This is a genomic window from Chryseobacterium gambrini (assembly GCF_900156825.1).
Lineage (GTDB): Bacteria > Bacteroidota > Bacteroidia > Flavobacteriales > Weeksellaceae > Chryseobacterium > Chryseobacterium gambrini.
The window spans coordinates 368,075-382,084 of record NZ_FTOV01000002.1 but is presented as its reverse complement, the minus strand read 5'-3'; the positions used below and the strand labels follow the sequence as shown (position 1 = coordinate 382,084).

At 36.6% G+C, this 14,010-nt stretch carries 12 protein-coding genes; 10 read left to right on the top strand and 2 right to left on the bottom strand.

The window, feature by feature from the left end:
* Positions 1–4 precede the first annotated feature (4 nt).
* Complete coding sequence (locus BW951_RS05330) at positions 5–1,336, bottom strand: hydroxymethylglutaryl-CoA reductase, degradative (RefSeq protein ID WP_076390831.1); 1,332 nt, start codon at positions 1,334–1,336, stop codon at positions 5–7.
* Between the two features lie 311 nt (positions 1,337–1,647).
* Between BW951_RS05330 and BW951_RS05325 the strand changes: the two genes are divergently transcribed.
* The 10 genes from BW951_RS05325 to recA all read left to right on the top strand — a co-directional run bounded on the left by BW951_RS05325 (position 1,648) and on the right by recA (position 10,933).
* Positions 1,648–2,907: a putative DNA modification/repair radical SAM protein gene (locus tag BW951_RS05325; protein ID WP_076390830.1), complete on the top strand. Its 1,260-nt coding sequence runs from the start codon at positions 1,648–1,650 to the stop codon at positions 2,905–2,907.
* Between the two features lie 101 nt (positions 2,908–3,008).
* The gene (locus BW951_RS05320; RefSeq protein WP_076390829.1) at positions 3,009–3,245 is read left to right on the top strand and encodes a type II toxin-antitoxin system ParD family antitoxin; all 237 of its coding nucleotides are present in this window, start codon (positions 3,009–3,011) and stop codon (positions 3,243–3,245) included.
* Complete coding sequence (locus BW951_RS05315; RefSeq protein ID WP_076390828.1) at positions 3,238–3,537, top strand: type II toxin-antitoxin system RelE/ParE family toxin; 300 nt, start codon at positions 3,238–3,240, stop codon at positions 3,535–3,537. Before BW951_RS05320 ends, BW951_RS05315 begins: the two co-directional genes overlap by 8 nt.
* Before the next feature lie 77 nt (positions 3,538–3,614).
* A complete protein-coding gene (locus tag BW951_RS05310) occupies positions 3,615–4,373 on the top strand; it encodes a TIGR03915 family putative DNA repair protein (protein WP_076390827.1) in 759 nt (252 codons plus the stop codon).
* A gap of 161 nt (positions 4,374–4,534) precedes the next feature.
* A complete protein-coding gene (pfkA, locus tag BW951_RS05305) occupies positions 4,535–5,521 on the top strand; it encodes a 6-phosphofructokinase (protein ID WP_076390826.1) in 987 nt (328 codons plus the stop codon).
* A 28-nt stretch (positions 5,522–5,549) separates the two neighbouring features.
* Positions 5,550–6,560, top strand: coding sequence for a type I glyceraldehyde-3-phosphate dehydrogenase (gap, locus tag BW951_RS05300; RefSeq protein ID WP_076390825.1), 1,011 nt, complete (start codon positions 5,550–5,552; stop codon positions 6,558–6,560).
* 80 nt (positions 6,561–6,640) lie between these two features.
* The gene (locus BW951_RS05295) at positions 6,641–7,264 is read left to right on the top strand and encodes a hypothetical protein (protein WP_076390824.1); all 624 of its coding nucleotides are present in this window, start codon (positions 6,641–6,643) and stop codon (positions 7,262–7,264) included.
* A gap of 319 nt (positions 7,265–7,583) precedes the next feature.
* Positions 7,584–8,360: a response regulator transcription factor gene (locus tag BW951_RS05290; RefSeq protein WP_076390823.1), complete on the top strand. Its 777-nt coding sequence runs from the start codon at positions 7,584–7,586 to the stop codon at positions 8,358–8,360.
* Between the two features lie 116 nt (positions 8,361–8,476).
* Positions 8,477–9,661 (top strand): oxygenase MpaB family protein, encoded by a 1,185-nt coding sequence (locus BW951_RS05285; RefSeq protein ID WP_228427502.1) that lies wholly within the window; start codon positions 8,477–8,479, stop codon positions 9,659–9,661.
* 270 nt (positions 9,662–9,931) lie between these two features.
* Entirely contained in the window at positions 9,932–10,933 is a 1,002-nt protein-coding gene (recA, locus tag BW951_RS05280) for a recombinase RecA (protein WP_076390821.1), read from the top strand.
* A 66-nt stretch (positions 10,934–10,999) separates the two neighbouring features.
* On the opposite strand, the gene BW951_RS05275 is transcribed toward recA, so the two are convergent.
* Positions 11,000–13,897, bottom strand: a complete 2,898-nt coding sequence (locus tag BW951_RS05275) for a S9 family peptidase (protein WP_076390820.1) — start codon at positions 13,895–13,897, stop codon at positions 11,000–11,002.
* Positions 13,898–14,010 lie beyond the last annotated feature (113 nt).

Below are 14,010 nucleotides of genomic sequence, written 5' to 3'. Positions count from 1 at the left end.
TATATTAGTTTTTATCTCTTAATCTATTAAACTCATTAATTACTTCATGATGTGTCACCGTTTTATCTTTAAAATAAGTTACGAAATGCTGTTTTTCTTCCTCGGTTGCGTTAAACTGATTCAGAATATTGAAAAGATGCATTTTCATATGCCCTTTCTGAATTCCGGTTGTCACCAAAGAACGTAATGCTCCAAAATTCTGAGCTAATCCTGAAACCGCCAAAATACTCATAAGTTCCTGAGCAGAAGGTTTTCCGAGAAGTGCTAAAGAGAATTTTACCAACGGATGAAGATTCGTTAAACCGCCAACAACCCCTACCGAAATCGGAAGATCGATCCAGAATCTGAAAATACCGTTGTCTGTTGTACAGTGGGTCAGAGAAGAATATCTTCCGTTTCTCGCTGCGTAGGCATGAGCACAGGCTTCTGTTGCACGGAAATCGTTTCCTGTTGCAATTACAACCGCATCTACTCCATTCATAATTCCTTTATTGTGAGTGGTCGCACGGAAAGGCTCAATTTCAGCAATCGTTACCGCCTGTTTGAATTTCCATGCAAATTCTTCATTGGAAATTCCACTGTCGTCTTTCAGATCTTCGATTTTGCAGGAAACCTCAGCTCTTACGATACAATCCGGAGTAAAATTGGACAGAATATTCATTACGATCTGTAAAGAATTCTTTTCTTCCTGAGAAAAATCTTCACTTGTAGCCACTTCCTGCTTCAATGTTTTTCCGAACTGTTCCAGACAGGAATTGATAAAGTTGGCCCCCATCGAATCTACGGTGTCGAAACTTGCTTTCAATTGATAATAATTCGGCATTTCAGATGTTTTATCAACCAATTTGATGTCTAAAATTCCACCACCGCGCTTTCTCATATTCGCTGTGATATCTTCAGTAGCTTCCAGTAATTTTTTCTTCAGTTTAAAATTAAAAAAATGAAGCAGCTTATGAGATTCAACATTAAAAATAAAGTGGGTATGCCCTAGTTTTTCGTTGTTGATGATCGTTGTTTTAAAACCACCTTTATCGATCCAGAATTTTGCTGCCTTGGAAGCTGCTGCCACTACAGAACTTTCTTCCACTGCCATCGGAAGCGCAAACAGTTTTCCGTCGATGAGAAAATTCGGAGCAATTCCGTAAGGCATATAGAAATTGGAAATGGTATTTTCAGAAAATTCGTCGTGAAGCTTCTGCAAATCAGCATTTTCGTTCCAGTATTGGTTTAATATATTTTGATATTCTTCGTTTCCTTCAAGATACTCGTTTACGAGCCAGTCGATTTTCCCCTGTTTTGTTAATTTGGAAAAACCTTCAACGGGTTTATGATTCATAACATAAATTTAATGAGCGTAAATATACTAAATTTGTCACTTTAAACTGTTGATAACTTCTATCAAAAAAGATTGACATTTATCAATTTTGGAATTAAATTTGAACGGAAAATATAAAATTTTAAACTTAATTAAAATTGATTTTTTAACCCATAAGTTATATTAGAATTAAATAATTCAAAAAATAAGAACACTTTAGTTTTTAAAATCTTTGATTTTCTTTCTTATGAGATCTAAATATTTTCAAAGTATTTTGTTAGAAGCTGATGTGAATTATGTGTTAATAAAAAAATGGTAAAAAAAGAATAAAAATGAATTTTGACCGCCTGAAAGAAAAACTTGAAATCCTTGCCGATGCAGCGAAATATGATGTTTCCTGCTCATCAAGCGGTGGTTCGAGAAAGAACAAAAAAGGGGCTTTGGGAGACAGTTCCGCAAGCGGAATCTGCCATACCTATACGGAAGACGGACGATGTGTTTCTCTTCTCAAAATTTTATTGACAAATCACTGCATTTACGATTGCGCTTACTGTGTTTCCAGAAGTTCAAATGATATTAAAAGAGCTGCTTTTACCGTTGAGGAAGTGGTAGATTTAACGATCAATTTTTACCGCAGAAATTATATTGAAGGCTTGTTTTTAAGCTCAGGAATCTTTAAAAATGCAGATACGACCATGGAACGTCTGGTTCGTGTCGCGAAAAAATTACGTCTGGAAGAAAATTTCAACGGTTACATTCATTTAAAATCGATTCCCGGAGCAAGTGATGAACTCATGCAGGAAGCAGCTTTGTACGCCGACCGTTTATCTGTAAATCTTGAAATCCCAACCGAAAGCGGACTGAAATTGCTGGCTCCTGAAAAAAACAGGCAGGATATGCTTAATCCGATGAAATATATCCAGAACGGGATTGCACAATATAAAGATGAGAAAAAACTTTTCCGGAAAACACCAAAATTTGCTCCTGCAGGACAATCTACCCAAATGATTGTCGGTGCTACGAATGAAAATGATTTACAGATCATTAAAGTTGCCGATCATTTTTATAAAAATTTCAGTCTGAAAAGAGTGTATTATTCCGGTTATGTTCCTGTTTTGGAAGATAAAAGATTACCTGCTCTTACGACTGAAGTTCCGATGCTTCGTGAAAACCGTTTGTATCAGTCGGATTGGCTGATGCGTTTTTATGGTTTTAAAGCAGAAGAAATACTGGATCCGAATATGCCTTTTTTAGATCTTGAAGTCGATCCCAAATTAAGCTGGGCTTTGCGACATTTAGATCAGTTTCCTGTTAATCTTCAAACTGCGGATTATCAGATGATTTTGAGAATTCCGGGAATTGGAGTAAAAACAGCACAGAAAATTGTAAGTGCAAGACGTTTTCAGGTTCTGAATATGGATCATCTTAAAAAGTTGGGAGCGGCAGTAAACCGCGCAAAATATTTCATTGATTTTAACGCAGGAAACTCCTTTTTAAAATATCTAACGAATCAAAATCTTAAGAAATTGCTGATTGGCGGAAGTTCTTCGAAATTTCATAATCAGTTTTCGCAGCAATTGACATTGTTTTAAATTCAATCCTTTGATCTTATCTTAAAACGGAGAAAATAATTTTCAATATCCATATTTGCTAAATTTGGATATAATTTATAACTTCGAAGAAAGAATTTATTATGAATGTCAGTTTCACAAAAAAGCAGGAAGAATATATTTCAAAGCAAATAGAATCCGGTGATTTTCAGAATGCCAGTGAAGTTGTACGTGATGCATTGCGGCTTCATGAAGTTTATCGGCACCGTGTGATTCAGGATTTAAAAGCTGAAATAGAAAAAGGTTGGAATGATGTTGAAAGCTCTCGTTCTGTAAAAGATATTATTCAGGCTAAAAAGAATACAATCAGCAATGTCTAAGAAAACCTATATCTTATCGGAAATTGCGGATAAAGATCTGGAAGATATTTTTGATTATACTTTGAATGAATTTGGATTTAATCAAACAGAAACATATCTTTTGGAAATTGAAGAAATTTTTCAAAATTTATTTTTAAATCCACATTTAGGCAAAAAGCGAGATGAAATAAAAAAAGGTTTATATAGCTTTCCGAAAGACAATCACGTTATTTTTTACAGGATTTTAGATCATCATATCAGAATTGTGAGAGTTTTGCACGGAAGCAGAGATATTCCGAAATTTTTCCTGTAGCAAAATATTATAAATAATGAAATAACATCAACATAATAACACAAGATTACAAACTAAACACTCCCTTCCAAATTCAAATGACTACCCTACTCTACGACGGCAGTTTCGACGGACTTTTAACCGCTGTATTCGAAGTTTTCGAGTATAAGTATAAGGATGTGGAAATTGTAAGCAGGGAAAGATTTCATCAGGAAAATATCTTTGCGGAAATTCATGAGGTTATTACTCAAAATGATAAATCTGAAAGGGTTTTAAACAAATTAGAACAGAATATTGAAAAAGCAGGAATTCACGAACTTCTGAAGGTTTATTTATCTGAAGATCCTGAACTGGAACAGCTTATTTTGTCTGCCGTAAAGCAATCTGTAAAACATCCTGATGAAAATATTCTGAAAAATTACGCAGACAATGACATTCTGAAGATTTCTAAAATCTGTAAATCCGTCAGTCGGGAAAGACACAGAATGACGGCTTTTGTACGATTCGAAAAAATGCAGGACGGTGTTTTCTTCGCTAAAATAGATCCGGATTTTAATGTACTGCCTTTAATCCGGAAACATTTTAAAGACCGTTATCAGGATCAGAAATGGATGATTTATGATTTGAGAAGAAATTACGGAATTCTGTACGACTTGGAAACCTGCGATTTTTTCTATCCCGATGAAAAAATAGATCTGAACCGCTATCAGCAGAAGTTTCACGATGAAGAAAAAAATTATCAGACGCTTTGGCAAAGGTATTTCACAAAAACCAATATTGTGGAGAGAAAAAATATGAAGCTTCATATTCAGCACGTTCCGAGAAGATACTGGAAATATCTTACCGAAAAGCATTAAATTAATTTTCATCTCGATAATTTTCATTCAAAAACATTGATATTTTTTTGTAAACCGATAAATTTTATTCAGGTTTAATCATTTATATGCAAAACTCTTCTTAAGTTACTACGATTATCTGAACTTGTTTTTGTAAATTTGTGTTCGAAATTTTTTACTAGATGAAAGAGAGTGCTGTAAAAAAAATTGCAGTTCTTACTTCAGGAGGAGATTCTCCGGGTATGAATGCAGCATTAAGGGCGGTAGTAAGAACCGCAAATTATTATAAAATAGAATGTTACGGAGTAAGAGAAGGTTATAATGGCTTGATCAACGATGATTTCCTTAAAATGGGACCTCGTTCCGTAAAAAATATAATCAATCAGGGCGGAACTATTCTGAAATCTGCCAGATCCCAGGAATTTAGAACCAAAGAAGGTCGTCAAAAAGCCTATGACAATTGTGTAAAATATGGCATTGACGGTTTGGTCTGTATTGGGGGAGACGGAACTTTCACAGGAGCGAAAATCTTCAACGAAGAATTCGGCATCCGTGTAATCGGTGTTCCGGGAACGATTGATAATGATATTTTCGGGACGGATAACACCATTGGTTATGACACGGCTTTGAATACTGCAATGGAAGCGATTGATAAAATCCGCGATACGGCAACTTCCCACAACAGGGTTTTCTTTGTGGAAGTAATGGGTCGTGATGCAGGTTTTATCGCTTTGAACAGTGGACTGGCAACCGGTGCTCTGGATATTTTGATTCCCGAGAAAAAAGACAGCATCGATGAACTTTTTGCCAATTTCAGAAGTGCAGAAAAAACAGGAAAAGCTTCAAGCATAGTTGTCGTTGCAGAGGGTGAGAAATTAGCCAACGTGTATGAACTTGCGGAAAAAACAAAGAAGGAATTCCCGGACTATGATATTCGTGTCGCAATATTGGGACACATGCAAAGAGGAGGTTCTCCAAGCTGTGCAGACAGAGTGTTAGCAAGCAGACTGGGCTTTGGAGCCGTAACAGGATTAATGGAAGGGCAAACCAACGTAATGGCAGGAATGCGTTCCAATGATTTGGTATACACTCCGATTGAAGAGGCCATTAAAAAACACAACGAAATTAATAAAGATCTTTTACTGATTTCAGAAATTTTAGCAATCTAATATTTAATATAATTTAAAACAAACTATTATGTCAACAATTAAAGTAGGTATCAACGGGTTTGGTAGAATTGGACGTCTTGTTTTCAGAGCAATGACTGAAAGAGATAACATCGAAGTAGTAGGAATTAACGACCTTATCGATGCTACATACATGGCTTATATGCTTAAATATGATTCTGTACACGGAGTTTTTCCGGGTGAGGTTTCTGTAGAAGGTAATGACCTTGTAGTAAACGGAAAAAGAATCAGAGTTACTGCTGAGAAAGATCCAAGCAATTTGAAATGGAACGAAGTAGGTGCAGATTACGTTGTAGAATCTACAGGTTTATTTTTAGATAAAGACAGTGCTGCAAAACACATTGCTGCAGGTGCAAAGAAAGTAATTCTTTCTGCTCCTTCTAAAGATGATACGCCAATGTTTGTAATGGGTGTAAACCACACAGAACTTACAGATGATATCAAAATCTTATCAAACGCTTCTTGTACAACCAACTGTCTGGCTCCATTAGCAAAAGTGATCCACGATAACTTCGGAATCGTAGAAGGTTTAATGACTACGGTACACGCTACAACGGCTACTCAGAAAACGGTTGACGGTCCTTCAATGAAAGACTGGAGAGGTGGTAGAGCTGCTTTAAACAACATCATCCCTTCTTCTACAGGTGCTGCAAAAGCAGTAGGAAAAGTAATCCCTTCATTGAACGGAAAATTAACAGGGATGTCTTTCAGAGTACCCACTGTTGACGTTTCTGTAGTTGACCTTACTGTAAGATTAGAAAAAGCTACTTCTTACGATGAAATCTGTGCTGCTATTAAAGCTGCTTCTGAAGGTGAATTGAAAGGTATTCTTGGATACACTGAAGATGCTGTAGTTTCTCAGGATTTCGTAGGAGATAAGAGAACTTCAATCTTCGATAAAGATGCAGGAATTATGCTTTCTCCAAACTTCGTAAAACTTGTTTCTTGGTATGACAACGAAATGGGGTATTCTAACAAGTTAGTAGATATGCTGATCCACGCTGCTTCTTTATCTAACTAATAAAGTATCAGCTTAAAATATGAAAACCTTCCGGATCGGAAGGTTTTTTTGGTTAAATTAACCGCTTAAAATTAGTAAACATGCTGGATGAACTTATTGAAAGATATTCTAAATATTCCGATTCGGAGCTTATGAATGTCTATCTGAATTCAAACGGATATACCGAAGACGCGAAAAAAGCGCTTGAAATAGTGGTAGAAGAAAGAGGCGGCTTCAGCTCTCTGAAGGAAAGATATTATAAACTGGTTGAAAAAGAAGAAGAAAAGCAACGAGTTTATGATAAAATAAATCAGCTCTATAAAAAAGGAAATACTAAAAATGATATTAATTCAATCATACATTCTGAAATACTGTCCACAGAAGAAATTCAGGAAATTACAGACCTTGTGAGCAGCAGAATAGAAGCTGAGAAAAAAGACGTAGAAATAAAAACAAGTACATACATCGGAAGTATTCTCGGGGGATTTATTGGCGGAACTATTGGGGGTATTCTATGGGGGTTACAACTTATCTATTCAGGGCATATATTCTATCTTTTCGCAGTCGGATTGGGAATAATATCGTATGGATTTATTAAATTTTTTACCAAACAAACCAAAAATAACATTGTTGTTCTTATTCTTACAGTTGCTTCAGTATTTTACGCCCTTATTTTGGGTTTTTATATTTATGAATTGTTCGGTTATCGCGGACCGGACAGATAAACTCCGGTAATTAAATTTTTTCAGAAAAAATCTTTACACTAAAATAATGAATCCTCTGCAAAATTACAGAGGATTCCAGTTTATCATTTTCAAACAGCTAACAGAAAATTCTAAACTATTTCTGACATATTAGTGATATTGTATAAAGTTTTGTCATGAACAAATAGGAAAACATAAGTCCGAAAAGCGGAACATTTTTAGAATGAGTTTTCATGATTAATGGTATGCGCAAATTTTCAAATTTTATTGATATAAAAAAATCCCCCTTTTGAGGTATTTTAAAGAAAACTTTAACTATTTTTAGTTACAAATCTTTTTTATGGATCATTCGGAGAAAAAACATCCTTTGGTAGAGGTTTGGAACTCTTATTCGGGGGTAGGAAGAAAAGAGAAGCACATCTCTAATATTCCTCCTATTGAACGCATCATCGGCGAAATGTTTGCCATCGGGGAATTTTATTATTATGTGTTAAACCTCACCAACAGTGCCATTTCTAACCATCATCCTGATATCCTGAAGATTCATGGTTTAAAGGAATATCCGCAGAATTTAAAAGACGTAATAGATCTGGTTCATCCCGATGATATTGAGTTTATTACCAAAGCGGAACAGAAAGTCGTGGAAATTTTAATGAAAATCGGAAAGGAACATCAGCTTTTTCTTAAACCCAGCTATTGTTTCAGAATGAAAACCGCTTCAGGAAATTACGAGCTTTTTCATCATCAGGCGGTTCTTACGTGGGAAGATGAGGATAAAAATCTGGTTCAGTCTATTAATATCCATACCAATATCCATCATATCACAAAACAGAATCCGCATACTGTTCTGATTACGGGAATTGGTCACCGGAACGATTTCATTCAGATTAAAATTGAAAATCCTGCCTTAAAAAACGACTCGGAAATTAATTTAACCAAAAGAGAAACCGAAATTCTTTCACTTATCGCTAAAGGACATTCCGGACCGGAAATTTCAAAAATGCTGATTTTATCGGAACATACGGTTCGTACTCACCGGAAGAATATTTTAGCCAAAACAAGCTCCAGAAACAGTAAAGAACTGTTAAAAAAGGCTTTTGAATGGGGATTGATATAATGTCAAAAGTGAATGATGAATGGTGAATTGTAAATTATGAATTGTATTTCCCTGATAAATCTCACTCTGGAATTGCGGCGCAAAACTTGTACCTTTAGCCTTCAATGGATAGAGTAATGTTACAGCCACGCTTTAAAGATTCGCAGCATTTTAAAGATTTCTGGACGAAAGGCAACGGAAAGCAGCTTCTTGATTTTTCTGGAGCAGAAGTCGGTTTTAAAGATTTTGAAAAGTTTTCATCTTATTTTTATGATGTGGATGAAGTCGGCGATCAGGTTGTAAAAGACGTTTATCTCACTCAAAAATTTCATGAAGCTTCGAGAGAAATTGAAGGCTACATCCGAAATGGCGTTTCGGAGAACGATGATGTTCCGGAAAGTGTAAAACAGCTTTTCCTGCAGACTCAGAAAATTCCTGACTGGCTGGATTATGATCTGATTAAAAGCGGTGCAGAACTCTGCATGAGAAGCAATGTGGATTCTCTGATCTCTCTTCGCGATTACTGCCTGATCGGAGGTTATGATTATGCTTACCTCAACAAACCCCTTATTGCAACGGAAGCCTTAAAGAAAGGTGCTGTAAAAAGACTTTCTGAAACGCTTGATTTCTGGGTAAATGTTACCCGATATGATGCTTTGGAAGTTCATAAAAAAGGATATGAATTTGCCATAAAAACCCGGCTTATCCATTCTTACGCAAGAGTTTCCATTAAAAAATATTATAAAGAATGGGACACGGAAAACTGGGGAGAACCCATTAATTCGTGGGATATGATGGCAACATATATTGGTTTCAGTCTTGTTTTTATGCACAGTCTGCATAAACTGGGAAACACGTTCTCTGAAGAGGAAGAAAAAGGGCTTTTCCACCTTTGGAAATATGTTGGCTATCTTTTAGGAATTCCTGAGGATCTTTTACCGAATGATAAAGTACAGGCAACACAGTATTTTTATCTGTGGACTTCGGTTCAGCCTTCTGCGGATGAAGATTCTGTTTTGCTGGCTCATTCTCTTCTGAACGAATCGCTGGAAAACCCGATCCTGAAATACAGTTTCCAGAGAAAAAATCTCCGTTATCTCCACATCTGCTGTACATGGTTTTTGCTGGATGATGAAGTGTGCAAAAGACTGAAGATTCCGGAAGTTTCCAACAGAAAGGCTTTTCCGGTGACGAAAAGAATGATTACCAAAATTGTTGACCGACTCGTAAGCCGTAAAGCCAGAATAAAAAAAGGTAACAAAGATCAGATGAAAGTCTTGAGCGATTATCTCAGCATCACCCAAAATTCTAATTTCCATTAAAAATCTACTGCAAAGACTGCAATTTATTTGATGGCTTCTATCCTAGCCGAGATTGCAGCGAAAATCCTTTTTTGAAAAAAAAGATTGCAGCGGAAAGCGCGAAAAAGCTCCTGAAAAAGGATAAAACAAAAGTTTTAAAGATTCCGTTTTTCTTTTTGATACGCATCTGAATTTTATGTTTTTTTAACTATAAAAACAACTTTTAATGGTATAAAAGATTAGTTTTTGAGCGTAAATTTTTGTATTTTTGATAAATTATTTAAACATCAGATGAGTAACATAGACGATAAGAAAAAAGCACTGGCTCTGGTGCTGGACAAACTAGATAAAACATACGGAAAAGGAACTGTGATGACGTTGGGAGACAGTTCTGTAGACAACACAATTGAGGTGATTCCTTCAGGATCTTTAGGATTGGACATCGCTCTTGGAGTGGGTGGTTATCCGAGAGGAAGAATCATTGAGATCTACGGTCCCGAATCTTCCGGTAAAACAACTTTAACGCTTCACGCGATTGCAGAAGCTCAGAAAGCCGGAGGTATTGCTGCATTTATTGATGCTGAGCACGCTTTCGACAGAGGATATGCAGGAAAATTAGGAATTGATCTTGAAAACCTTATTATTTCTCAGCCGGACAACGGAGAACAGGCATTGGAAATTGCTGATAACCTGATCCGTTCGGGAGCTATTGATATTGTGGTGATCGACTCGGTTGCTGCGCTTACGCCAAAAGCGGAGATCGAAGGAGAAATGGGAGATTCTAAAATGGGGCTTCATGCAAGATTGATGTCTCAGGCTTTAAGAAAGTTAACAGCAACCATTTCAAGAACAAAATGTACGGTTATTTTCATCAACCAGTTGAGAGAGAAAATCGGAGTAATGTTCGGAAATCCTGAAACTACAACGGGTGGTAATGCACTGAAATTCTATGCTTCGGTAAGAGTGGACATCAGAAAGGCAAGTGCGCCAATCAAGCAGGGAGATGAAGCGATCGGAAGCCGTGTGAAAGTGAAAATTGTTAAGAACAAAGTTGCTCCGCCTTTCAAACAGGCAGAATTCGACATCATGTACGGTGAAGGGGTTTCCAAAACAGGAGAAATTCTGGATCAGGCTGTAGAACAGGGAATTGTAAAGAAAAGCGGTTCATGGTTCAGCTACGAAGAAACGAAGCTTGGACAAGGTCGTGATGCAGTAAAGGATGTTTTAAAAGACAATCCTGAACTTGCGGAAGAACTGGAAAACAAAATTAAAGAGGAACTTAAGAATAAATAAGTTTTTTGATAACGCGATAAAAAACCTCGGCGGAGCTTTCAGCTCCGCCGAGGTTTTGTTTATACACTAAGGTTTTTCATCGGTTAATTCAAATCCCCAGTCTTTTCCCTTTTGGGTTGCAGGAATTCCTTTCGTCATCCAGACCGGTGCTTTCGAATCTTTAAGATAATAATCGAAAAACTGCTGTTCGCGGATCTGAATATCTTTTCGGTTCTGGCGTTTTATAAGATTATGGTCGTCACCATTATAATTTAACAGCCAAGCCGGTTTTCCTAAACGGCGCAGTGCGGTAAACATTTCAATTCCCTGATACCACGGAACAGCTCCGTCTCTGTCGTTACTCATAATTACCACCGGAGTTTTCACTTGATCAATGGTAAAAAGCGGTGAATTTTTAATATACAGTTCTGGCGCTTCCCAGAGGTTTTTCCCTAACCTGCTTTGTGATTTTTCGTACTGAAACTGTCGGTTCATTCCTGAAGACCATCTTATTCCGCCGTATGCAGAAGTCATGTTCACGACAGGAGCACCACTCCATGCTGCGGCGTACATATCGGTATGTGCAATGAGATACGCAACCTGATAACCACCCCAGCTTTGTCCCTGAATTCCTATTTTTGAACCATTCACCCATGAATTTTCTTTCAGTTTTTCAACACCGGAATTGATATATTCCATTGCAGATTCTCCCGGAAAACCATCGACATATGAAATATCAGGTGTAAAAACAAGATATCCGTTGCTTACAAAATACGAAATATTTAATCTTGAAGGAGTTGGAGACGGTGCTACGTAACGGTTCAGATTATCCGAAAGTTTTTCGTAGAAATAAACAATCATTGGATATTTTTTGTTAGGATCAAAATTTTCAGGTTTGTAGAGAACACCTGTCGACGAATTTCCTTTCGGAGTTTTCCAATTGACCAATTCACTTGTCCCCCAATTGTAAAGACTTTGCTGAGGATTCGTGCTGCTTAATTTTTCCTGATTTTTAAAATCGGAAGTCGTAAAAATATTCGGAGAATCGGTATAGGATTCTTTTACTAAAATATAATCTTCTGCATTCTTCGCTTTCTGAAGACTGCGATATCCCCAGACATTTTCCATTTGAATTTTTACAGGATCGGAATCTGACTGAATGGTCGTTTTAAAAATCCCATTGGCTTTGGAAACATTATCAAATGCTGATAAATAGATCGTTTTTTTACGGTTTACACTTTTAATGTCTTTGTCTAAATCGTACGTATCAAAAGTAATCTTGTTGTTGCGCCCGAATCCGTTGGTGATGTTTCTGGGCTTTTTAGAGCCTTCCGGAAAAAACTCCCAAAGATCGTATCGCTCTTTGATGATAACGGATTCATCATTATCCGTCCAAGATGCGATTCCATATGCGCTAGGAAAATCCGGCATGTCGAATTCTTCATCCACAAAAGAAACGGACAAATCTTTATTGAGCGGTACTGTCTGTTTTGTTTTTACATTATAACTCAGCCATTGTCCTTTTTCTCTGTCGAAAATCACAACAAATTTTCCCAACGGAGAAACGGCAACTGAGCCATTCAGGTTTTTAATGATTTCTGTTCTTTCGCCTGTTTTATTGTCGATAATAAAATAGGTTTTCTTTTCAGAACCTTCCCATTGTGACGGAATGCGATTGTTTACACTTGTAATTCCCAATACAAACTCTGCATTTCCTTCATTCACCAGCCGTAAAGTATCGAGATCTTCTCCGTCGATATTGGTAAAAAATTCCGGTTTGTCGGTCTGCATTACGGCAGCATAAGATTTTTTAAGATCATTTCTCAATTCTTTTAACTGAACCGTTTGAAGATAATCATCTTTATAATTCCAGATATCAACCACAGCATGATCGTTTGCAATCAATGTAGTGTCTTTTGCAACAGGTTTCGGAGCCACCCCGAAATACAACTGTTTTCCGTTTTTACTGAATATCGGTAAACGGTTTTCAGAAATTACCCAGTTTTTCTTCATTTGAGAATGATCGTTGGTTACCGTTTTATTTTTATTTCCTTTAAAATTAAAATAATACAATTGGTAAAGTTTAACCAGATCATTCTGTGCAGAAGAGGTTCCAACAAAAGCTAACTGATTTCCTTCTTCATCAAATGCAAGCTGTGAGAAATCTCCCTCCATTTCTGAGATTTTATTAGCGTTTCCTGTTTTAAGATCAACAACCTGAACGGTCTGAAGCGTATATTTCTTAGGTTTGGATTTATCCGTATCTTTTTTAGCCAAAGATTTATCTTCCAATGAATCTTTTTTCTCTTCCTTCCCTTTTTTAGGTTTTTCTTCCGGTTTTTTTGTAACAAAAACAAGCTGTTTTCCATTTTTGCTGAACTGATAGCGAACTACATTGTCATACGTTGTACTTTTTCCGTCTAAAAGATTTCTGATCACCAACTGTAATGGTTTTGCCTTAGTATCATCATCTTTGTTTTCGTCGTCATCATCTTTGTCTGAAGCACTGTCGGAAGATTTATCTTTCATATTTTCTAACAGATAAGCCACGAAAGAACCTCCCTTTTCCGGAATTTTGAATCCTTTTACATTAGGAATTTTCTCTGTCGTTCCTTTAGTGAAATCAAAAACAGCGAGGGTGTCTTTGGTCAGTTTGTTCTGTTTTAATTTTTTATCTTTTACGGCTTTTATATCCTTGTAAAAAGGACGGATCTGGAAAACTGCAAATCTGGAATCGTTGGTAAATTCCATTTTTGTAGCTCTCGGAAATTTCTTTGTGTTTTTATTTTTCACCGAATGCAAATACAGATCGGGATTTCCTTCCTGCACATCTACCGAATATCCTACCCATTTTCCGTCATTGGATATTTTTCTGGCTCCGATATTCTGCCAATTATCATAAACCGAATGATCCAATGGTTTTTTCTGCCCATAGACATACGAAGCCATGAGAAGCAGAAGCAAAACTGCACTTTTCAAATTCATTATTAAATATTTTAAGAACTAAAAATAAGGCTTTTTGCGGATAAATCTTCATTGCAGAGGTATTTTCAGGATAAACTATTTAACCACAAAATGGCAAAAGATTCTATCTGTTC